General features: G+C 60.1%; 18 protein-coding genes. 2 read left to right on the plus strand and 16 right to left on the minus strand.

Features of this window, described 5'->3' with window-relative positions:
- The first annotated feature begins 44 nt into the window (after positions 1 to 44).
- Entirely contained in the window at positions 45 to 3,110 is a 3,066-nt protein-coding gene (locus AC0IM9_RS03335) for a DUF3857 domain-containing protein (RefSeq protein WP_482803052.1), read from the plus strand.
- A gap of 367 nt (positions 3,111 to 3,477) precedes the next feature.
- Here the strand turns inward: AC0IM9_RS03335 and AC0IM9_RS03340 are convergent, their stop codons facing one another.
- A complete protein-coding gene (locus AC0IM9_RS03340) occupies positions 3,478 to 4,176 on the minus strand; it encodes a hypothetical protein (protein WP_445371250.1) in 699 nt (232 codons plus the stop codon).
- A 225-nt stretch (positions 4,177 to 4,401) separates the two neighbouring features.
- Between AC0IM9_RS03340 and AC0IM9_RS03345 the strand changes: the two genes are divergently transcribed.
- Complete coding sequence (locus AC0IM9_RS03345; RefSeq protein WP_140911009.1) at positions 4,402 to 4,596, plus strand: hypothetical protein; 195 nt, start codon at positions 4,402 to 4,404, stop codon at positions 4,594 to 4,596.
- Positions 4,597 to 4,639: 43 nt separating this feature from the next.
- Here AC0IM9_RS03345 and AC0IM9_RS03350 read toward each other — a convergent pair whose 3' ends face one another.
- From AC0IM9_RS03350 to AC0IM9_RS03420, 15 genes are all read right to left on the minus strand, one after another.
- Entirely contained in the window at positions 4,640 to 5,335 is a 696-nt protein-coding gene (locus tag AC0IM9_RS03350; protein ID WP_482803053.1) for a hypothetical protein, read from the minus strand.
- 8 nt (positions 5,336 to 5,343) lie between these two features.
- Entirely contained in the window at positions 5,344 to 5,898 is a 555-nt protein-coding gene (locus tag AC0IM9_RS03355) for a cyclin-dependent kinase inhibitor 3 family protein (RefSeq protein WP_482803054.1), read from the minus strand.
- Between the two features lie 186 nt (positions 5,899 to 6,084).
- Positions 6,085 to 7,080: a CobW family GTP-binding protein gene (locus AC0IM9_RS03360; protein ID WP_482803055.1), complete on the minus strand. Its 996-nt coding sequence runs from the start codon at positions 7,078 to 7,080 to the stop codon at positions 6,085 to 6,087.
- A gap of 26 nt (positions 7,081 to 7,106) precedes the next feature.
- Positions 7,107 to 8,396, minus strand: coding sequence for a PKD domain-containing protein (locus AC0IM9_RS03365; protein ID WP_482803056.1), 1,290 nt, complete (start codon positions 8,394 to 8,396; stop codon positions 7,107 to 7,109).
- A gap of 51 nt (positions 8,397 to 8,447) precedes the next feature.
- Positions 8,448 to 10,676, minus strand: coding sequence for a TonB-dependent receptor (locus tag AC0IM9_RS03370; protein WP_482803057.1), 2,229 nt, complete (start codon positions 10,674 to 10,676; stop codon positions 8,448 to 8,450).
- An 81-nt stretch (positions 10,677 to 10,757) separates the two neighbouring features.
- A complete protein-coding gene (locus tag AC0IM9_RS03375) occupies positions 10,758 to 11,465 on the minus strand; it encodes a hypothetical protein (protein WP_482803058.1) in 708 nt (235 codons plus the stop codon).
- A 203-nt stretch (positions 11,466 to 11,668) separates the two neighbouring features.
- On the minus strand, positions 11,669 to 12,454 hold the full coding sequence (gene folE2 / locus AC0IM9_RS03380) for a GTP cyclohydrolase FolE2 (protein ID WP_482803059.1): 786 nt from the start codon (positions 12,452 to 12,454) through the stop codon (positions 11,669 to 11,671).
- Positions 12,455 to 12,577: 123 nt separating this feature from the next.
- The gene (locus tag AC0IM9_RS03385) at positions 12,578 to 14,230 is read right to left on the minus strand and encodes a formylmethanofuran dehydrogenase subunit A (protein ID WP_482803060.1); all 1,653 of its coding nucleotides are present in this window, start codon (positions 14,228 to 14,230) and stop codon (positions 12,578 to 12,580) included.
- 166 nt (positions 14,231 to 14,396) lie between these two features.
- Positions 14,397 to 15,113, minus strand: a complete 717-nt coding sequence (locus AC0IM9_RS03390; RefSeq protein WP_140911062.1) for a DUF1826 domain-containing protein — start codon at positions 15,111 to 15,113, stop codon at positions 14,397 to 14,399.
- Positions 15,114 to 15,122: 9 nt separating this feature from the next.
- Positions 15,123 to 15,893, minus strand: a complete 771-nt coding sequence (locus AC0IM9_RS03395; RefSeq protein ID WP_278211166.1) for a ZIP family metal transporter — start codon at positions 15,891 to 15,893, stop codon at positions 15,123 to 15,125.
- A gap of 7 nt (positions 15,894 to 15,900) precedes the next feature.
- A complete protein-coding gene (locus AC0IM9_RS03400; protein ID WP_278211167.1) occupies positions 15,901 to 16,134 on the minus strand; it encodes a hypothetical protein in 234 nt (77 codons plus the stop codon).
- Between the two features lie 27 nt (positions 16,135 to 16,161).
- On the minus strand, positions 16,162 to 16,290 hold the full coding sequence (locus AC0IM9_RS03405) for a hypothetical protein (RefSeq protein ID WP_482803061.1): 129 nt from the start codon (positions 16,288 to 16,290) through the stop codon (positions 16,162 to 16,164).
- A gap of 5 nt (positions 16,291 to 16,295) precedes the next feature.
- Complete coding sequence (locus tag AC0IM9_RS03410; RefSeq protein WP_482803062.1) at positions 16,296 to 17,129, minus strand: all3515 family Zur-repressed PEP-CTERM protein; 834 nt, start codon at positions 17,127 to 17,129, stop codon at positions 16,296 to 16,298.
- Positions 17,130 to 17,214: 85 nt separating this feature from the next.
- Positions 17,215 to 18,429, minus strand: a complete 1,215-nt coding sequence (gene zigA / locus AC0IM9_RS03415) for a zinc metallochaperone GTPase ZigA (protein ID WP_482803063.1) — start codon at positions 18,427 to 18,429, stop codon at positions 17,215 to 17,217.
- An 81-nt stretch (positions 18,430 to 18,510) separates the two neighbouring features.
- Positions 18,511 to 20,583, minus strand: a complete 2,073-nt coding sequence (locus tag AC0IM9_RS03420; protein WP_482803064.1) for a TonB-dependent receptor — start codon at positions 20,581 to 20,583, stop codon at positions 18,511 to 18,513.
- Between the last annotated feature and the right edge of the window lie 147 nt (positions 20,584 to 20,730).

Raw genomic sequence — 20,730 nt, forward strand, 5'->3', positions numbered from 1 at the left:
CGAGCAAACAGCCCATTGGATAAAATAACGAGAAGAGGACTTTCATGTCGATACGTAAACACGTGCCGATCGAACACGCCGAATGGTCGGTACAGCCGCCAGCCGACTGGGTGCAGCAACGATCCGTGGATTGGGCCTGGCGGCCCGGCGAGGGCCATGGCTTCGGTTATTTACTGATCGACGAGCAACACCATGTCGCTAGCCAGGCGCTCTATGCGCGCACCGTCAAGATGCTGGCTGCGCTGTCTGCGGTGCAGACCCAAAGCCAGGTGGTGGTCGAGTTCGATCCGGCCGCCCAGCGCTTGCAACTGCATGAGCTGGCGATCTGGCGCATGGCCGCCGACGGCGCCTGGCAAAAGCGCGAGCCGGTAGCCAAAGAGGCGTTTCTGCTCAGACAGCGCGAGCAACAGTTCGAGCAGCAAATGCTGAAAGGCTATGTCTCGCTGGTGGCGTTGCTGGAAGACGTGCGGATCGGCGACGTGATCGACTTGTCCTGGACCCTGTCGCCGCGCGAACCGCTGCCGGGCCTGCGTTTCACGGCCCTGCATTTCCTGGCCTGGAGCGTGCCGGTGGCGACTTATTATCTGGCCTTGACGGTGTATTTCGGCCAGGACCTGCGCTGGCGCTTGCTGGTGCCGGACGCGGTTGCGGCCCCGGCCGAGACGGTAGCAGCGGATCGCGTCACCTGGCAGTTCGAGCGGCCGCCGCTGTTTCAGGCCGAAGGCAACGTGCCGGGTGGGCATTGGCCGTTTCCGGTATTGGAAGCCACCGCCTGGCAGACGTGGGGCCAAGTTTCGGCCTTTTTCGCCGAACTTTGGGCTGACGCTGCAACCGAGGATTCGGCGAGTATCGCTGCGGAAGCCGAGCGATTAGCCGCCGGAAAAACCGCTGCCGACGCCGCGCTGGCCGCGTTGCGCTTCGTCCAAAACGAGATCCGCTATTTGAGCGTCGATTTCGGCCACGGCGCCGGCATGTTGCCGAACGGCGCCGGCATGGTGTTGAGGCGGAGATTCGGCGACTGCAAGGATAAATCGATCTTGTTGGTGGCCTTGCTGCGCGAGCTGGGTGTCGCGGCGCGGCCGGTATTGGTCGCCAGCACTTGGCGCGACGGCATCAAACGCTTGATGCCGTCCACGGCCTGTTTCAACCACGTTATCGTCATGTTCGATCTGGACGGCCAACGTTATTTCGCCGATCCGACCGTGGTTGGCCAGGGCGGCGATCTGGCACACCTGAGCGTGCCGCCGTTCGCGGCCGGCCTGGAAATCGATCAGGCAACGGCGGGTTTACTCGACTTGCCGCCAGCGGCGCTCGCCGAATTGACCTTGACCGAAACCTTCATACTGGATCGGCGCGGGGTTAACGGTGCCGTCGAGCAAGTGCTGGAGGCCGGCGGCTGGCTGGCCGACGACATCCGCGCGGCAATCCTCAACCAAGGCCAACGCCAATTTGCCAAACATCGGGCCGACGCCTTACAGCAAAATTTCCCGGCACTGCAACCCAATCCGGACAGCCTGCAGATCGACGACGACAGCGACGGCAACCGCATCGCATTACGCAGCCGCCACGGCTTGCCGACCTGGGGCCAGACCGGACGCAAACCGCCCGACTTTTTCAGTTACGGCGCCCACGGCCTGTTTTTAGCCGTGGAAACCATCGATCCGCACCAGCAACGCGCGCAGCCCTTCCAATTGCGCCATCCGCTAACGGTCTGCCACAGCGTCGTCGTCCGCGGTAAAACGGTGAAGAAGCAGAAAGCCGGCGCGTTCCGCCACGAAGGGCCGGGCTTCCGTTATCGGGTCGATATCCAGTCGCGCCGGCGCGAAGTCCGTTTCGATTACCTGTGGGAAAGCACTGCTACGGAAATCGGCGCCGAACAATGGCCGGCTTATTGTCAGCAACGCGCCGTCGCGCTGGAACGGGCCGGCGCTTTGGTGCATACCCCGGCTTTCAAACCGCTGACTGCCGGGCTGAGCTTTTTTCCGGTTCTCGCCGTGGTCGGCGGCTTGGCGGCCGGCTGGCTCGGTAATGCCGGGAATAACCGCATCGTCCGCGAAGCCGGCGGTATCGAAGCGGCCGGCTCAAAAGCTTTCGAACATGCCAAACGCAGCGAATTCACCCAGGGTTACCAGTTGGCCGCTGCCGTTCAGTCCAATTACCGCAACAATTTCGATTTTCAGATCATGTTTACTGAAGCCGCACTCCGTACCGGCCATTTCGCCGAAGCGGAGCAGGCGCTGGAACAGGCGCGCAGCCTGCGGGTTGGCGACATCCTGCCGGAGCAATTGCAGGCGGCGTTATTCGAGGCGCGTGGCCAATTGCCGCAAGCGCTGGAATTGCTGAAACGGTTGGCAATCCAGGCCGGCGCGCCGGAACGGGTATACGCCGATTTGGCGCGTATCTCGGAGCGGATGGGTGAATTCGGCGGCGCGCGGACTGCCTGGGAAACGGTGTTGGCGCGGCATCCGGCGGAGCCCGAGGCTTTGTATAGTCTGGCGCGGCTGATGTGGCTGGCCGGCGAGCGGGAGCGCGCGGATAGCCTGATTACCGGCGTGATTGCCGCGCAACCCGTGTCCAGCGCGGCGCTGGAGAGCGCCTTGGCGCGCTATTTTTCAGTAACTGGCCGGCCCGAACGCGCCATCGACCCGGCCCGCCGCGCCGTCGAGCGCGAGCCGGGCGACCCGTATTTGGCCTACAAGCATGTCAGGGCGCTGATCGAAAGCCGGCGTTACGACGAGGCTTTGGCTGTGGCGATCGGCGTTAACGAAAAATTCCCGAAACAGCCGATGGCCGCCGCCGCGTTGGCGACGGCCGCGGCGATGGCCAACGACAACCTGCGCGCCGAACCGGCATTTAAAGAATGGGTGGAGCTGGCGCCGGATAATCCGGATGCGGTATCGAGCTACGGCTTTTTCCTGCATCGGGTCGGCCGCGATTTGGAGTCGCAAACCGTGCTGGAGCAAGGAACCCGCAAATTTCCATCCCACGGCAACCTGTGGCTGAATTACGCGGTGACGCTGGAGGCCCTGCACGACCCCGCCGCCGCCCAAGCCCGCCAACAAGCCGCCCGCCTGATGACCGACGAACAGCGGGCGACCTTGGTGAGGTGATGGGGCATTGTTGTTGATTTAACAAACGCAAGTTACCGCGGCGGGGAATGGTCAATGTCTTTAAGTTAAGGATGGTAGGAGCGGGCCATGCCCGCGATCAAACGCCTTCGGTCGCAGGCATGGCCTGCTCCTACAGGATTTGAAACAGCCGGTCTCTTCCTTAACTTAACGACATTGGGGGAATGGCGGGGGCTAGTTGCCAAGGATGGCGAGATTTTCCATATCTCTGCCGGAATGGTACCCAACTTACGGTGGTGGCTACCACGCGATGCTTAACTTTGCCGGTGAGTTAGACCTTGCCGGAAACGATGGCGCTTATTCAGGCCTACGTCACTTGTGGACGTCGCCTTGACGGAGGGGTTAGGCATCATTTTCTGGCGTGGCCGGTGAACATGTAGTTTTGCGTCGGATCGTGAAAGAACACCTCACGGAACACGCTTCTAGAGACCGAATCCATGACTCGCGTCATTAGTAGGTCCCAGTCGTTTGGTGTGTAAAGGTTATTGAGGATGCACTGGACAACGAGACTGGTGTTATCGGGATAACGCTTTGCTGTCTTCTTCTCAATTTCCTTGACTATGAGCGTTCCGAAGTACTCAACGAAGTCTTGGCCGTTGTACACGACAGGTTCAGATATGAGCTCACCGCCTGGAAGTCGGCGAATTCCTTCAAGCCCGAACGTGCCACCCTTTTTCTCCAGATGCTCGCGCTGCATATGCTCTTTGGGGTGTACGACATTCGTAACTTCCAGGAATGCGATCGACGGGAAATAGCCGTGGTCTACGTAGGAGCCGTATTGACGTAGTTCAGCATCAAAGGGCTGGCTCCCGCTGTGCCACCGAACGTGGATGTATCGGCCGGCACGATAGTGACGCTGAACGTAGGCTGCGATTGGGAGCAGTTCTTCAAGCAATCGCTTCTCAACGAGCGATGGGCGAAGCCGCAGGCGTGTTGTTCCGTCAGGTGCTTGCCGGACTCGTTCGAACAGTTCGTAGGCTTTGGCCGCGAACTGGAGTCCGTCCAGCTCGATTCCATCAAAAGGAAGTAGTGCGTCGTGGTTCGTCATGCAGCCTAACTAGGAATTAGATAGTTAACGGTATATCTTCTGGAATATGCGCGGCGATAAGGCGACGCATTGATGAACATCATGTTTTCTTTCTGGATATCGTTTTTGCATCGGTAAAATCGGGGTTTGAAATAAACTAAGCAGGTCTGAAAACTCTGTCGGTTAGATTCATCCGGCGAACCGGTTTCAGCGATACTAACCCGATTTTTTGAATCAGTCTAACCAATGAACAGACCCGACAAGCCAACCGCAATACCTGACGCCTTCGCTATCCTGGAATGCCTCCGCCAAACCGCCGAGCAAACCTTGGAACGCAAACGTCGCTTGGGCCATTATGCGGTGATTTGGCAGGACGGCCGGACGGTGTTGGTTGGGGACGACGCTCCTGAATCCGATACGGATGGCGATCCGAGCTTGTAGTGTTGCCGCCGAATTTCGCTAACGACCCGTTTAATTAGCCGCGTCAATTCCAGTCAGGCAAACGTCCGGCCATATCCGCTTTGCGGGCGATCAGTTTTTCCGCCAGGTTGAGCGTGCCGCCGTGTTCGAGGACGGTTTGGCGTATAGATTCGTCGGCAATCTGCGTAACCACCCGAATCGCGGCGGCGATATCAGCCGGCGTCATGCCGCCGAACAGCGCGACGGCGTGCGGGTTGTCGGTGTCCTGTCGTAATTGATCGAGTTCGGCGACCCGGTCGGCGAAGGCTTTGCCTTTTGGGTCGCCTTGGGCGCGGAAGGCCAGTGCACCGCCCAGGTCCAGCGTCAGCACTCGGCCGGCGGCCACGCCCTGGTTGTCGCCGTGGTAGCCGGCGGCGTCCCAGTTGGCGGTCCAGGCGTGGACGCCGAACCAGCGTTGCGCCTGTCGGCGTTCGTCGGCATCGAGATGGGCGACGCATTTCTTGTCGAGTGCGAGCCACTCGGTGGCAATCTGGTCCGGCGCCCGTGTGGCGACGTAAGTCAAGGTCGGCGCGCCGGCCAGTTGATAGAGCTGGGCGGCTAGCCATTCGTTGCGGGCGTGGGCTGCCGATTCCAGCGTCTTGACGTAGTAGCGCTTGCCGGATGGGTCTTGAAAGATGCCGGCCGGGTTGCTGCCCAGTGGTCCGCCCACCCGTTGCAGCGCGGCGGTGTCGATGGCCGGCAAATCCGTGCTGATCGCCATGTACCGGCTTAGGGAATGGGCAGGGTGCGGCGGACCACGGCCAGTTGCGCCGGGGTTTCGATCGCGCCTTTACGCGCGCCGCGCACGGTTTGAATGGCAGCGTCCGGCGGCATGCCCAGTTCCGCCAGCAGCCGGGCGGCGATCATGCCGGCCCGGCCCAGGCCGCCTTTGCAGTGCACCAACACGTCGCCGCCGCTGCGCAATAGTTGGCGGATGTCCCGGCCGTGGCTTGCCCATTGCTGCTCGAAATCGTGGCCAGGTACCGAAAAGTCGGCGATCGGCAGATGCCGCCAGTCGATGCCGCGGCGTTTGATTTCGTGGCCCAGTTGCGGCACCTTCAGGGCGATCAATTCCGCCGGTTCGACCAGGGTCAGCACCAGCTTGGCGCCCCAGGCGGCGATGGCGTCCAGATCGATGCCCAGGTCGCGCTCCCAGGCGCCGGTATGGGCGAAACGGTCGTGTTTGCCGGGACAAAAGGTAATGCCGATCCGGCCGTGGGCCGGGCTGGCCCGGACTTCGGCGATTTGCAATGGGTGGCTATGGCTGGTGCGCACGGTGGTCATGTTCGATCCTGACGAGTTAATGACGCTCGGGATGCGAGTTTAGCATGGCGCCGGGCCGGCGCTCGCGGTCACCCGTTCACAGGGATATGGAATCTGTTACGCCATCCATGGCGGTATTTTTCCAGCCGGGCTGACTAAGCTAAGGGCTTTGGATTCAAGCCTTCGTGCGCTCCGGTGGCGGTTCCGTCAAGCCGGTACTTGGCAAGATTCCAACGCGGCCAACATGTCTTCCCGCGGCAAATTGCGGCCGATGAAAACCAGATTCGATTCTTTGTTTTCGTCGGGCTGCCAAGGGTTGCCGAAGCTTTCGGTCATCAGCATGTGCACGCCTTGGTAGATGACTTTTTTGTCGCAGCCGGCAATATTCAAAATGCCTTTGTAGCGTAGCAGGTCGTTGCCGTAGTCGCGCACCATGATGTCCAGAAAGGCCAGGATGCGCGCGGCGTCCAGTTCGCGCGCGGTGCGGAACACGAACGAACTGATGTCGTCTTCGTGTTCGTGGCTGACGTCTTCCAGAAAATCCGGTTCGATTTTCAAAATGTCGTCCAGGTTGAAGCCGTCGATGTCGAGGATGTCGTGCAGCTCGGTGGCGCCGAAATGCACGCGCTTGATCGGTGCCCTGGGGTTCATCGCCCGCAAGCGGGTTTCCAGATCGGCAACCACTTCGGCTTCCTGCAAATCGGTTTTCGACAACAGGATGCGGTCGGCAAAGCCGACTTGCTCCTGGGCTTCGTGGTGTTCCTGCAATTGTTGATGAGCATGCACCGCATCGACCACGGTGACGATGGCATCCAATTTATAGTTTTCGGCGATGTCCGCTTCGATGAAGAAGGTTTGCGCCACCGGGGCCGGATCGGCCAGGCCGGTGGTTTCGATGATGACCCGCTCGAAGTGAATGTCGCCGGTTTCACGTCGCTCCGACAATTCGCCGAGGATGCGCACCAAGTCACCGCGCACGGTGCAGCAGATGCAGCCGTTGTTCATGGTCACGATTTGTTCGTCGGCTTGTACCAGCAGTTCGTTGTCGATACCGGTTTCGCCGAATTCGTTTTCGATCACGGCGATACGGCGGCCGTGGTGTTCGGTGAGTATGCGGTTCAGCAGCGTGGTTTTGCCGGCGCCGAGAAAGCCGGTGAGGATGGTGACCGGCACCGGGTAGTTCAATTTGGCTGTAGCGGACATCGGTAGTCTCCGTTCAAGGGGCGTGGTTAACGGCGGGTCGGGAAGCACAGGCGCAGGGTGCAGCGGGCTTGGGCCAGCTTGCCGTCCTGGACGTTGATGGTGCCGTTGCCGTCCAGGTCGCGGACGTCGTTGGCGGTCGCCTGCGGGCTTTTACTGGCTGCGGCCAGAATCAGCGCGATGTCGATCCGGTCGATATCGCCGTCCAGATCGATGTCGCCCAAGGCCGGCACGCTGAAGGTGACTTCGTCATAGCCGGGATTGGCGCCGTCGCTTACCGTCAGTTTGAAGGTGTAATTGCCGGTTTTAAGCGGCAGGAAGCTCGGCGTCGCGGTCGCGGAACCGACCAGGGTCACGGCCGGGCCTTGAGTTTGCTGCCAGGCGTAGCTGAGTGGACTCGGGCCGGGTTGCGGATCGCTGCTGGCGCTGCCGTTCAGGCCGACGCTGCTGTTCAGGCGGATCACCCGATCGGCGCCGGCATTGGCTTTTGGCAGCAATTGCGGCGGCGGGGGCGGGGGCAGGGTGTCGACCAGATCGAGCAGGGCGGCGGAATAATCGGCGGCGCTCAGGCCGGCGTTGAACAGCACGTAAAACGGTTCGGAGGCTTGGCTGCGCTGGTTGGAGGTGACTTGTAGCTCCACCAAATAGGCGCCGACCGGGCCGCCGGCCACGCCGATCGCGCTTTCCAGAAAGAAGTTTAAATGAGTGTGCAGGCTGCCCTGGTTATTGGCGGCGTCGACGATCATTTCGGCTTTGCCGCCGATGCCGTTACCGGAAAAGAAGGTGAAGCTTTCCTGGCCGCTGCCGGGTGTGAAACAGAACAGTTGGCCGCCGCATTGGTTGTAATCGGTGATGACCGTGGCCGGATCGATACCGCCGGCCAATTTGATGCGGACGTTGCCGGGCGCGTCGGCCCAGGCGCCGGCGGCAGTGCTCCAGTAGCGCAATTTGCCGATGGCCCGGTAGCGCACCAGTTCGGCCGGATTCAACATGTTTTGCACGGCTTGGAAGCCGGGATTGGGGGTTTTGTTCGGGCCGCCGGAAAAGTCGCGGAAATCGCTCAAAAACACCATTTGGCCGGTGGCGCCTTCGATCGGTAGGGTGTTCGGCGGCAAGTTGAGGCCGGCGACCAGTTGCGCCAGATCGCAGCCGACCGCGCCCGGCGTGCGGCAGAAGCCGGCTTGCATCGCATTGCCGTCGCCCCAGATTTCCACGTCCAGATGCACCGCTTGTGCCGGCGCGGACAAAGCGAGCAGCAAGGGCAGAGCGGGGAGCCATGGGCGGGTGGTTAAGAATGATCGCTGTATCGAAGCTGGCATGGGTTTAACTCCTGGATGGCGGTAGGGTTGACTGAAACAAGGGTGTTGTCGCTAGAACGTGGCGCGGAAGCCGAGCACGACGCTGCGGCCCGGCTCCGGCGCGAAGTTGCGTAAAAACGAGACCGAGCTGCGGATTTCTTCGTTGAGCAGGTTGTTGGCTTTGGCGAACAGCCACAGATCCAGCGGCTCCAGGCCGCGCCAGTGGTAATCGGCGGAGGCGTTGAGCAAGTGGTAGCCTGGGGTGGCGGTCTCGTCGTTGCCCGGCCGGTTTTGCATTTGGCCCCTGGTGTAACGTAGCGCGGCGTTCCAGCGCTGGTCGCCGAAGCCGATTTCCGCGCCCAGCCGCAGCGGCGGCAGGCGCGGCACGTCATCATCGACAAATCGGCCGCGGACGAAATCGGAGAACAGGGTCAGCTTCAATTGGCCGAAGCGGGTATCGGCCAGGGTGGTCTGGGCTTCGGCTTCGTACCCCAGGAATAAGGCGTCGCGCTGGTTGTAGGCGTAGACCGGCAGACACTCGATCAGGTTGACGCAGGCCGGGTAGAACTGGGCTTCGTGGTAATTGTAAAAAACCTCGGGCTGGCGCTTCTGGTAAATATAATTTTCGGTCCAGTTGGCGTAGGCGTTGAATTTCGCCGCCAGCCTTTGGCTATGCCAATCCAGGCCCAGGTCGGCCAGATTAGAGGTCTCGTTGCCGAGACGCACATTGCCGATCTCGAAGTTGCGGGTCGACAAGTGCGGGCCCAGCGCCAGCAATTCCTGGATATCGGGCGAGCGCTTGGAGCGGCTCAAGGACAGGCTCAGTGTGGCTTCTGTCGTGGCTTGCCAACTAGTGGTCAGCGAGACCGAGTCGGCGCGGAAATTCAGCGAGTCCGGCAAGGCCACGGCCGAGTAGATCGGCACTTGTCCCGGTGGAGCCGGAAAGGCCAGTTGCGTCGCCGTTGGATTGATACGGCTGCGTTCGGTACGCAAACCCAGTTCGAATTGCCACTCGCCGAATTTCAGCTTTTGCAGGCTGAACAGGCCCAGCGTGTCGCCGTTGGTGGGTGGGACGAAGGTTTCTACGCCCAGCGCCGAAAAATAGCGATCCTGCCATTGGGCGCCCAGGGTGCCGGACCAGGGTTCCAGAAAATGGTGTTCGATCTCGAAGCGGCCCTCGCCGACCTGATTGTTGAAGGTGGTAAAAGGCAGTCGGCCTTCCCATTCGGTGTGAATGTAGTCGACCAGACCGTAGCGGAACGCGGCTTTGTCGATACCGCGTACCGGCGCGTACCATTCGCTTTTGAAGTCGTAGCGGGTCTGGCGCATGTCGATCCGAATGTCGGGGTTCAGGGCTTCCATGCTGAGAATGTCGGCGAACTGCTCCAGCAAGGCCGGGTCGATGTCCGGCAGGATCAGTTCCAGACCGTCCAGGCTGCTTGCGTCGACGCCGTGGCTGCCTTTCGGGATGCCGTAGCGGTTGGTGAAGTGGCCGACCGACATGCCGGCCATGCCGTGATCGCCCAGCCAGGAGGCACCCAGAAAACCGCCGACGCTCTCGCTGTCGGTATTGGGGATGGTGCCGCGGGCGTTCAGAATCTTGCTCAGGCCGAATTGTTCGCGGACCGCGTCGGCGGCGATGGCTTCGCCGGGAATTTCGGTGTCGTTGCGGTTGCGGTGAAAACCGCCGATTTTGAACGCGAGCTGGTCCCGGCCCAAATCCAGTTTGAAGCCGGCGTTGGTGCCGTCGGCGTTGGTATCGAAGCGCTGTTCCAGCGCGCCTTGCAGCAAGCGTTCCGGCACCCGCTCGGGGATGCGGTTGTCCTTGACGTTGACCATGCCGCCGATGGCGTTGCCGCCGTAGCGGATGGTGTCGGCACCGCGCGCGACCTCGATTTGTTCGGCGAACAGCGGCTCGATGGCGCTGGCGTGGTCGGGGCTGAGAAACGACGCGTCGTGGCTGCCGATGCCGTCCTGCATGATTCTGACCCGCGAACCGGTCAGGCCGCGAATCACCGGCAGGCCCACGCCGGGGCCGAACGAGGCATTGGCCACGCCCATCTGGTTTTGCAGGGTTTGGCCCAGATTGTCGGCTTGCTGCAATTTGAGCGCGTCGCCTTTAATCGAGCTGAAGCTGGGCGTGATGCGTTGTTTGGGGGCGTCGGCAGTGACTTCTACTGCCTCCAATTCCGTTTCCGGTTCTGCCGCAGCGGCCGAGACCGGATCCGGTTTGTCCGTTGCCGCGGCCGGCAATGCAGCGGATGCCGCCAGCCACAGTAGTCCTAAAGCGTGTGCTTTCATCGAGAATGTTGCATTGTTCCATGTCGCAAACGCGTTGCCGGGCTTGCATAGCCCGACAACGCTGCTGCGTGTTTGCTTGGTTCACGCGGCCGATTTGCGGCGGCCGAAACCCACCAGGCCGGCGATTGCCGGAGCGAACAGCCAAGCCGCGCCGGGCAGAGGTACTGCTGCGGCAGCCGATACGGCCGTTTCGAAGGCGTCGTGGGTCAGTCCGCGGTTGAATACTATGTGGAACGGTGTGGATGCGGTTGAGACCGGTGTGGTGCTGTTCGGTAAGGTTTCGAACAATTGCAGGGTGATCCAGTAGGCGCCGACGCTGCCTCCCAGGGCATTGGAAGCGTTGCGGATGGCCATGTCCAGGTGTTCGTGGATGTCGCCGGTATTGCCGAATTGGCCGATCACGCCGGGGCCGTTTTGCACGCCGGATGTGGTGAACGTGGTGACGTTACCCAAGGCATCGGAGACTTCGATATGCTCGCCGTTAGGTGCCGAGTTCGACCAGATACTGCCGTCCCAGACTTTCAAATTGCCCAGGCCGCTAAACCATAACCAGTTGCCGGCACCGAAGGCGCCCAATGCGGTGTTGGCGTCGTAGCCCGGATCGTCGGTGCGGTAAAGTCCGCCCGACAAATCGCCGAAATCGGCTTCGAACCAATCGCCGTTGACGAAGATTTGACCATTGGCTTTCCAGGGCTGAATGTCGCCGTCGTGTTGGTCGGCGGCCGACGCCGCGGTTAAATTCAAGCTCAAACCCAGTGCCAAAATTGGTGCTATCCATTGATTACGCATGAACGATCTCCTTAAAACAAAAATAAAAACCTGACAAAAAATACGAGGAAGTGTGAGGTGTCTCACGATGCAACAATATAACATTACTGATATGCGATGCAATCGGGAATTTGCCTCAATTCATCTTGTGCTCTGCCGAGTTCAGTATTAGCAAACCATAAACCGATATGTCTCGGCAGCGGCCATAGCCGTGGTCCTTAGCGCTAAGGATGGGTTAGTCGTTCGATGCGGGCATACGCGGAATGGTTGTGTATCGACTCGAAGTTTTCCGATTCCACTGTGTAGGCGCCGATGCGCGGGTCGGCGTCCAGCCGGGCGGCGACGTCGCGCACCATGTCCTCGACGAATTTGGGGTGGTCGTAGGCGTATTCGGTGACGTATTTTTCGTCCGGTCGTTTCAGCAAGCCGTAGATTGGCGACGAGGCTTCGGCTTCGACCAGCGCAATCAGCTCTTCAAGCCAGATAAATTCGCTGGCTGCCACGGTAATCGTCACATGCGACCGCTGGTTGTGGGCGCCGCGCTCGGAAATTTCCTTGGAACAGGGGCACAGGCTGGTGACCGGCACTACGATTTTGACTTTGATCCGGCAGCCGTTGCTGTCGATTTCGCCGATGAAGCTGACCTGATAATCCAACAGACTGCGTACGCCGCTGACCGGCGCGGCTTTTTCGACAAAGTAGGGAAAGCGCATGTCGATATAGCCGGATTGGGCTTCCAGTCGCTGTAGCATTTCCTGCAGCATGACCGGAAACGAGGCAATGCTGATCTCCCGGTCGTGGCTATTCAAAATTTCCACGAAGCGCGACATGTGGGTGCCCTTGAAGTCGTGCGGCAGATTCACGTACATATCAAAACGAGCCACGGTATGTTGTTCGCCGCAGCTCCGGTCTTTGACCCGCACCGGATGCAGGATGTCTTTGATGCCGACTTTGTCGATGGCGATGCGGCGACTGTCGGCACGGGCTTGGATGTCTTCGATGGGGATCATGGGTTTTAATGGCTGTTACGGTTTTGTGGTGTTTTGCAGGCTGGGTAGAGCGAAACGAAACCCAGCGGATAGGCTTTCAATGCTGGGTTTCGTTTCACTCTCTCCAGCCTGCATTCGATATTGTCAGTCATGCACCTTAAACCTGGGCCGCTCGCCGAAGTCGGCGTCGTTGACCGCGTATTGGCCGAGTTTCAGGCTGTAGAAGCGATCGAAGTGGTGTTTGACGGTGCGGGCGATGCCGGCGTCGTAGACCGGGGCGACGGTTTGCGCCAAGCCGGCCGGGCGGTCGAGAATTTGGCCGTCCTTCACCACCAGCTGGCCGTTTTTGAACAGCAAGGCCGCGTCGGCGAAGACGGCCCGGTAGTCGGGGCGAGCGCCAGCGTGCTGGCCCGGATCGTACACGGCAACGTCGGCCACGGCGCCGGGGGCGAGATGGCCGCGATCGTTGAGACCCAACAATTTGGCGGCGGCGGAGCGGGTCATGGTTGCAACTTCGCTCAGGCTCAATTCGCGTTTCAGGCCCGGCAACAAGGTTAACGCCAAGGCCTCCTGGTTCAAGCGCGCCATACATTGTTGTCGATAATCGGCGTCCATCAGCAAACGCAGCAGTTCCGGGTAAGCGGTGAAGGGCGCGCCGTTGGGATGGTCGGTGGTGAAGAACAGGCGCTCCGGCGCCTCGGCCAGTAAAAACAGTTCCAAACCAATCGCCCATTGCAGGGTGTTGACGAAGCTGGCTTCGCGGTAGCGGTAAGGCACCACGCCGCCGGAGCCTTCGGTTTCGGCGTCCCACATGACATATTTGCTCGGGCTGGCGTCGGCGTGGCGGCTATATTGAGCGATAACGTCGCCGGAGATGGTCACCGTTTGGCCGAACAACACTTGGCCGACGTCCATGGTGATGTTGGGGTGGCGGTTGAAGGCCTCCAGCAGCTTGGCTGCCGCCGAGGAAAAGCCTTTGGCGCCTTCCGTGCCGTAAGCGTAAAACTGGACGTGGGCCAGATGCATCGGCAGGCCTTGCGCGGCTTCCATGGTCGCGACGATGGTATCGACGTTGCCGGGAATGCCCAGGTTGTTGCAGTGAACGTGCGGTGGATGCGGCACGCCGAGCTGATGCACGGCCGTTTGCAGGGTTTGCAAAATCTGCCGTGAGCTGACGCCGTAATCCGGCACGATATCGTCCAAACCGAACTGGCGGACGTTGCTTTTAAAGGCGTTGGCGCCGCCGGCGTTGATGATTTTCAGACCCAGGGCGCGGGTGGCGTTCAAAGTCCAGGCCACGTAATCGTTGATCTGGTTCTGGCCGGCCTTGGCCCGCATCAAGCGCAGCAGTAAATCGTCATTACCGAGTATCGCCAACGCGGCGGTATCCAGAATCGGAATATCGGCCATTTGCAGGTGTACGTCCAAGGCGCCGACCGGCAGCATCGCCGGCTCGACCACGGTGGTGTAGCCCATGCGGGCGTAGCGGTAGCCGGTGTCGGTGCTGGACCATTTGGCGGTGGAAAAAGGGTGATTCAGCCGCCGTGCCATATGGTTGCGGTGCTGCTCAGGCAGCAACAGCCGGGCAGTGTTGACGTTACCGCCGGCGATGTGGCTGTGGATGTCGATGGCTCCGGCCATCACAATCTTGTCTGTCGCGTCGTAAACTGCGTCGAGACGGGCATCCGGGCCGGGATCGGCGACGATCACGCCGTCGCGGATGAACAGGTCGCCGGCTTGGCCGTGCAGGTTTTGGCTGGGATCGTAAATCGATCCGTTGTGGAGTTTGATCAGCATGTGGGGGTACGCACCAGTGGCATTAAGTTAAGGCTTAACCATTCGTCCTTCGACAAACTCGGGATGACCGGTTAAGCCTGGCGACATTGGGGGATACGCATCGCGTAACATGTTCAAGGTTACGGATGAATTGATGCTCAAAGGCTACGGACGCATGCCCTACGCTTTACAACATATCCAAGGTCAACAACAGCCGGCGCGGCTGCACCGCGGTCGGGGCCGGCGAGCGGTGCACCAAGCCGTGGCCCTCGTTGCCTTCCCAATGTTCGCCCTTCATCAGTCCCACCGCATAGGCCGGCATTTGCTGAATCGCGGTCGGATCGGCAATCAGGCCGGAGCAGTCGTCGGGCTGGCCGCAAGCGCCCATGCCCAGCTTGGTGCGGTCAACGGCGTATTCGGGCAGCCATTCGGTGCCGATGCCGCCGTAGCTACAAATCAGCCGGGCCGGCACTCTATCGACGTGAAACCGCGGACACATGGCCTTGTCCAGGGTGCGCAGGCGCAGGCCGGCCTCGCGCTGGCCGAACAGTTCGCAGAAGGCGGCGGTCAGCAGTCGCAGGTCGTCCAGCCAGGCTCGGTAACCGGACAATTGCGCCGCTTGCGGCCAGAGCCGGTCGAAGTCGTAACGTTCGGGATCGACCAGGGCACTGAGTTCCACGCCGACCTTACCGGTCAGCGCGGCATATACGAAGGTCTCGATGTCGCGCGGCAGCGGCCGCTCGATCAGACACAGGTTGACGTCGTCCTCGTAAATCCGCGCCAAATCGGCGAAGCGGTTGGAAATCACGGTTTTGGTGGCGGGACGTATCGCCAGCGACCGGAATGGGCCGGAAAATAGCGCCGGCGCGGCGGCAGGCTGGGCAAGAGGCACGCGAGAAAACATGGGAGCTCCTTAAGGGGTTAACAGGGATTGTTCGAACAGGACGATGCCTTGCATGAAGGCAATGCCGAGCGCGAACGAGGCGCTTTGGCCGCCGAGATGGCGGAAGCTGGAACGCTCGTGCAACACCGGGATCAGATCCGAAGCGGCGATGTAGATAAAGCCGCCGGCGGCCACCGGCAGCAACACCAGCAAGGACGATTCGGCGACTTGGCTGAGCAGCAGTGTGAACAAGGCACCCGGCAGTACGCTAAGCGAGCAGTAGAAGTTGTACAGCACCGCTTGCCGGGGCCGGTAGCCGCCGCGCAGCAAGGCGCCGACATCGCCGAGTTCCTGCGGCACTTCGTGGGCGACGATGGCCAGCGTGGTGGTCCATCCCAATATCGGGTCGGCCAGAAAACTGCCGGCGATCAAAATGCCGTCCACGAAATTGTGGATGGCGTCGCCGATCAGGTTCATTTTCGCCAGCGGTAAAATCTCGGCGCCGGGCCGGGTATCGACGTTGTGGTCGTGGCGCCAGCGCACCAGTTTTTCCAGCACGAAAAAGCCGAACACGCCGACCAGCACGGTCAAACACACGTCGCTGACCGAGCCGTGGCGGGCGACCGCATCCGGAATCAGATGAATGAAGGCGTCGCCGAGCAACACGCCGACCGCCAGCGCCACCAGAAACGGTACGATGCGTTTCAAGGTTTCCGCGGGCAGCCATAGCGCGAAGGCGCTGGACAACGAGCACAAGCTGACGGCGAGACTGGCGGCGATGGTGGCGAGATAAATAGTCATGGCGGCGTTACTCCTGGCGCGGTAAGGATCGGTATTCGCGATGCGTGCCGTAGACGAAATGAGCGAAACGGTCGGGCAGGATATGTGAAACAAAATGGGCTAACAGGATGCCGAGCACGAGCAAAAATGCGCCGGACAGTGCCCGTTTCGCCGTTTTTTCACTCTGCAAAGCCATGGTTATCCCCAGGATGGCCAGCACTTCCAGCCCAATTAGATGCAGGTAAGTGTCGGTATCGACCATGTTCTAATCCATCGCGTGTCGAGATAATCAGCCGAGAATGCCGCCGTCGCGATGCGACGGCGGCAAGTCGGTGCCAGCAAGCGAACAGGAGAATCGGCTGCCGCTACTGGCCGACGCCGCAATCTCACCCTTGGGCAAGCTAACACGGCGTTGCATCGGGATTATGCCGACAGCGGCTTAGCTTTGCGTTTCAATCCCAGCAATCCGATCAGGCCGGAGCCGAACAGCCAGGCTGCCGTCGGCACCGGCACTGCTACCGGGGCGAAGTCGAAATAGAAACGGCCGGAATTGATGCTGGCGTCATTCAGGCCGACCAGACGAAATTCCGCCGTATAAGTGCCGGCCGGAATGTTGGCGGCAGTCCAGAAGATCGGCGCGAAGCCATCGTCGAGAAAGCTATCCAGGCTGATGGTGTCGCCGTTGGCAAACAGATTGGCGGTTTGGTGGTCGCCGACGAACAAACCGGCGGTGGCGGAAATCAGTTGCAAGCCGATAGCAGTATTGCCCAACAAGGTCGACCAGCGGTTGCCGCTGCTGCTGAACAGGATTTGTTCTTCGCTGCCGGTTTCGTGTCCGGCCAAACTGTCTACCTTGGCGAAGGTCAGGTTACCGTAGTCTTCCGACGAATTGTTTTGGGACGTAAGTTTGCCGCTATACAGGCTGCCGCTGCCCCAATTCAGCGCCAATGGCGCATCCAGCGAGGAAATTTCCGGAACGCGGTTGTTGGTATTGGTGTCGTTGGTCGTTGGCGATCCTGCCGGGCCACTGTATGCGTAGGCGCCGATGCCGTGGTAGTGGTCGCCGTGGTTTAACAGCAAGGTCAGATTGCCGTAATTGGGATTGGCAAGACCGTTGTAAGTACCCGAGGTGATGCCAGCTCTGCCGTCGATGCCGATGTAATAGCCGGCCAGACCGCTTTCGTGAGCTTGAGACTGAGCGGATACAGTCAACCCCATGCCAATCAGGGCGACCGATAACAGCTGGTTTTTTTTCATGGTATTGCCCTCCAAGGCAAAAGTCCAAAAAGTAGGCCGGCAAAACGAATTGCATCGCCGGCGGGTGGAACCGTTAGGTTGCGCGTCATTCCGCGAACCAAAGCGGAAACGGGTCTGAGTATTGGCGCCAAGCCGTCGGTCCTGCCGCCAATTCCGCGTCGTTTAGCAGGCAGGCATCGAGTTCGCGACAGACTTGTTCGGCATCGACGTTTTGGCCGATGAACACCAGCTCCTGGCGGCAATCGCCATAGGGTTCTTGCCAATGTTCGCGAATGTCTTCCAGGTACTCTTCCGGCCATTGATCCTCCGGCACCGACGCCCACCAGCGTCCGGCCAGACCGTGGCGCATGATGCCGCCGGCTTGCGACCAGTTGCCGGCGTGCTCTGGTCTGGAAGCCAGCCAAAAAAAGCCTTTGGAGCGCAGTAGGGTGCCGTTTTCCCACTCGCCTTCGTGCAAATGCCGGTAGAAGCGTGTTGGGTGGAAAGGGCGGCGGGCAGCGTAGACAAAGCTGCTGATGCCGTATTCTTCCGTCTCGGGAACATGCTCGCCGCGCAATTCCTTGAGCCAGCCGGGTGCCTGTTCGGCTTTTTCAAAATCGAATAGCCCGGTATTCAATACTTTGCCGAGGTCGACTTGACCCATGACTATCGGCACGATTTCGGCGTCGGGATTCAGGCTGTGCAAGATGGCCTTGAGGTTGACGATTTCGTCACTGCTGATCAGATCGATCTTGGAAATCAGGATCACGTTGGCGAATTCGATTTGATCGACCAGCAGGTCGGCGACATTGCGCTCGTCGTCTTCGCCTAAAGCCTCGCCGGCTTCCTTCAGACTCAGGGCTTCCTGGTAGTTGCGCATGAAGTTGACCGCGTCTACCACGGTTACCATGGTATCCAGTCGGGCGATGTCGGCCAGGCTGGCGCCGGTTTCGTCGCGAAAGGTGAAGGTTTCGGCGATCGGCAGCGGCTCGGCGATGCCGGTGGATTCGATCACCAGATAATCAAAGTGGCCGTCCCTAGCCAGATTGCCGACCTCGATCAGCAAGTCCTCTCGCAGGGTGCAGCAAATACACCCGTTGCTCATTTCGACCAGTTTTTCCTGGCCACGATTCAGTTGCACCTCGTTTTTGACCAGCGCGGCGTCGATGTTGACTTCGCTCATGTCGTTGACGATCACCGCCACCCGCCGGTTTTCGCGGTTATTGAGAATATGATTCAGCAGCGTGGTTTTGCCGGCGCCGAGAAAGCCGGACAACACGGTGACAGGTAATTTGGATGCGGCGGATGGATTCGGTGTCATGGGTGTAGATGTTATATTATAACAATTGGAATTTCAAAAAAAGGCGCGTTTTCCGGCGCGCCTTTGTTAACGGGCTTGGGTTTAATAGCTCAACCGAAACCCAACTTCGGCGCCGCGTCCCGCTTCCGGCGCGAAATTGCGCAGGTACGAAGTGGCGTTGCGGATGTTTTGGTCCAGCAGGTTGTTGCCTTTGGCGAACACCATCAGTTTGGCGTCGCTGGCGGCTTTGATCTGGTAATTGACGCCGACATTGAGCAGATAGTAACCGGCAGTCGAGGTCTCGAACTCGCCGACATGGGCTTGGTCGTCGGCCCGAGTCAGGCGCAGGTAGCTGGAGAGTTTGTCCCGGTTGTAGTCCAGCTGCAGGCCGTAACGCAGCGGCGGCATGCGCGGCACGTCGCCGCCATTCACGAATTGGCCGCGGGTGTAATCGCTGAACAAAGTCAGTTCCAGCAGGCCGAAATGGTTTTCCAGCATCGGGAAAATCAGCTTGGCTTCGTAGCCTTTGAAAATGGCGTCCTGTTGGCTGCTTTGCAGGACCGGTACGCAGTGTTCGGTACCACAGTGGTCGCTGTCGCCCTCTTCGTCGAGGAATTCGCCGGTGCGGCGCTGGTAGATGTAATCGCTGGCCCAGTTGTGGAACAAATCCAACTCCGCTCGCATCCAGTCTGCCTTGAAGCGATAGCCCAAGTCCAGGTTATACGAAGTTTCCTCTTTCAAGGCGGTGCTGCCGCGCTCCCAGCTTCGGGTGGCGTGGTGGAAGCCGTCGGAAAGCAATTCCTGCACTTGCGGTGCCCGGGAGGATCGGGTCACGGCCAGATTGAAGCTGTTGTGCGGGTCCAATTTCCAGAGTGCCGACGCCGAGGCACTGACTGGCGTGTAGCTGAAGCCGTCCATGCTGTCCGGGCGAATGTCGGTTTGTTCGACCCGTGTGCCCAACTGGTAAGTGACCGGGCCGGCATCGAAGGATTCCACGGCAAATACGCCGTAACTCTGGATGTTCGAGCGGGGGACGATGGCTTCGATTTCCGGCTCGCCGCCGGCGTGTTCGTGGCCGTGCATGTGCAGGCCGAGAAAGTCGCTGGACTGGGCTTGAAAACCGACCACGCCGCGCAACGGGCCAATATCTTCGTGGGCCAGTTCCAGTCGGCCTTCGTAGCTTTGGTTGCTGAAATGGGCGCCGACCTCGCCGTTGGCGATTTCATAGTGTTCGTAGTCGGTATAACCCAGCCGGGTACGCAAGGCTTTGGCAAAGGCGAACGGCTTAACAATCTCGCTTTTGAAGTCGTACTTATTCTGCCGCATCGCAATCCGCACGATTTCCTCGCCGGTACCGTCCGGGGCGACACCGTAGTTGTTGTTCAGATTGTTGATCGATACCCCGGCGAAGCCGAAGTCGTCGATCCAGGACAAGCCGGCCGAACCGCTGATGGCTTCGGCGCCGGTGTTGTTTAAATAGCCGCGCGGGTTGTCGACGATTTCCTCGGCCAGCTCCGCATCGTTGAGGGCGATTTTGGCGGTATCGATGGCTTGGCCGCCAATGTCCATGTTGTTGCGGTGGCGATAAAAGCCGTCCACGTGGTAGGCGATGTGATCCTTGCTGCCTTCGACCTTCATCGTGGTGCTGGTTTCGTCGCTGGTCGAGTCGAAGCGTTGTTCAAGTGCCGCGTTCAAAGCTTTATCGAACGCCCTGCCCGGAATCCGGTTGTCGATGACGTTGACCACGCCGCCGATCGCGCCGCTGCCGTAAAGCAAGGTCGCCGGGCCGCGCAAGACTTCAATGCGTTCGGCCAGCAGAGGTTCGACGCTGGTGGCGTGGTCCGGGCTGATGGCCGAGACGTCGTTGGCGCCGATGCCGTTATTCAATACCCGCACCCGCGGGCCGGCCTGGCCGCGGATGACCGGTGTGCCGACGCCGGGGCCGAAGGATTGGCTGGAAATGCCCAACTCGTTTTTCAATGTATCGCCGATGCTGTGACCGGTTTTCAGACGCAATTCGTCGTCGCTCAACACGGTGACCGGAGAACCGGCATCGGCTTTGCTGACCGGCAGCGGTGCCGTGACGATGATTTCGTCCAGCTTGTTGTCCGTTTGGGTTTCCGCGTGCAGCAGGCTGGCGGGTAGCAGCAACAGAAAGGGCGACAATTTATTCATAACCAGAGTTGGACCAGGAAAGCGGGTCAAAAATGTTATATTGTTGCCATTGATTTTGCAACACTATAACAAAGCCACTTGCTGCGAAGCTTGAGTCTGTATGCTGCCGGCGCTTCAGGCAGATCAGGTCGGCGCTGTCTACGCAGT

Source organism: Methylomonas sp. Uni0011 (genome assembly GCF_056850255.1).

Excerpts from the sequence above, each read along its gene's own strand:
- AC0IM9_RS03335 (WP_482803052.1), top strand. The coding sequence starts at position 45 with ATGTCGATACGTAAACACGTGCCGATCGAACACGCCGAATGGTCGGTA.
- AC0IM9_RS03340 (WP_445371250.1), bottom strand. The coding sequence starts at position 4,176 with ATGACGAACCACGACGCACTACTTCCTTTTGATGGAATCGAGCTGGAC.
- AC0IM9_RS03345 (WP_140911009.1), top strand. The coding sequence starts at position 4,402 with ATGAACAGACCCGACAAGCCAACCGCAATACCTGACGCCTTCGCTATC.
- AC0IM9_RS03350 (WP_482803053.1), bottom strand. The coding sequence starts at position 5,335 with ATGGCGATCAGCACGGATTTGCCGGCCATCGACACCGCCGCGCTGCAA.
- AC0IM9_RS03355 (WP_482803054.1), bottom strand. The coding sequence starts at position 5,898 with ATGACCACCGTGCGCACCAGCCATAGCCACCCATTGCAAATCGCCGAA.
- AC0IM9_RS03360 (WP_482803055.1), bottom strand. The coding sequence starts at position 7,080 with ATGTCCGCTACAGCCAAATTGAACTACCCGGTGCCGGTCACCATCCTC.
- AC0IM9_RS03365 (WP_482803056.1), bottom strand. The coding sequence starts at position 8,396 with ATGCCAGCTTCGATACAGCGATCATTCTTAACCACCCGCCCATGGCTC.
- AC0IM9_RS03370 (WP_482803057.1), bottom strand. The coding sequence starts at position 10,676 with ATGAAAGCACACGCTTTAGGACTACTGTGGCTGGCGGCATCCGCTGCA.
- AC0IM9_RS03375 (WP_482803058.1), bottom strand. The coding sequence starts at position 11,465 with ATGCGTAATCAATGGATAGCACCAATTTTGGCACTGGGTTTGAGCTTG.
- folE2 (WP_482803059.1), bottom strand. The coding sequence starts at position 12,454 with ATGATCCCCATCGAAGACATCCAAGCCCGTGCCGACAGTCGCCGCATC.
- AC0IM9_RS03385 (WP_482803060.1), bottom strand. The coding sequence starts at position 14,230 with ATGCTGATCAAACTCCACAACGGATCGATTTACGATCCCAGCCAAAAC.
- AC0IM9_RS03390 (WP_140911062.1), bottom strand. The coding sequence starts at position 15,113 with ATGTTTTCTCGCGTGCCTCTTGCCCAGCCTGCCGCCGCGCCGGCGCTA.
- AC0IM9_RS03395 (WP_278211166.1), bottom strand. The coding sequence starts at position 15,893 with ATGACTATTTATCTCGCCACCATCGCCGCCAGTCTCGCCGTCAGCTTG.
- AC0IM9_RS03400 (WP_278211167.1), bottom strand. The coding sequence starts at position 16,134 with ATGGTCGATACCGACACTTACCTGCATCTAATTGGGCTGGAAGTGCTG.
- AC0IM9_RS03405 (WP_482803061.1), bottom strand. The coding sequence starts at position 16,290 with ATGCAACGCCGTGTTAGCTTGCCCAAGGGTGAGATTGCGGCGTCGGCC.
- AC0IM9_RS03410 (WP_482803062.1), bottom strand. The coding sequence starts at position 17,129 with ATGAAAAAAAACCAGCTGTTATCGGTCGCCCTGATTGGCATGGGGTTG.
- zigA (WP_482803063.1), bottom strand. The coding sequence starts at position 18,429 with ATGACACCGAATCCATCCGCCGCATCCAAATTACCTGTCACCGTGTTG.
- AC0IM9_RS03420 (WP_482803064.1), bottom strand. The coding sequence starts at position 20,583 with ATGAATAAATTGTCGCCCTTTCTGTTGCTGCTACCCGCCAGCCTGCTG.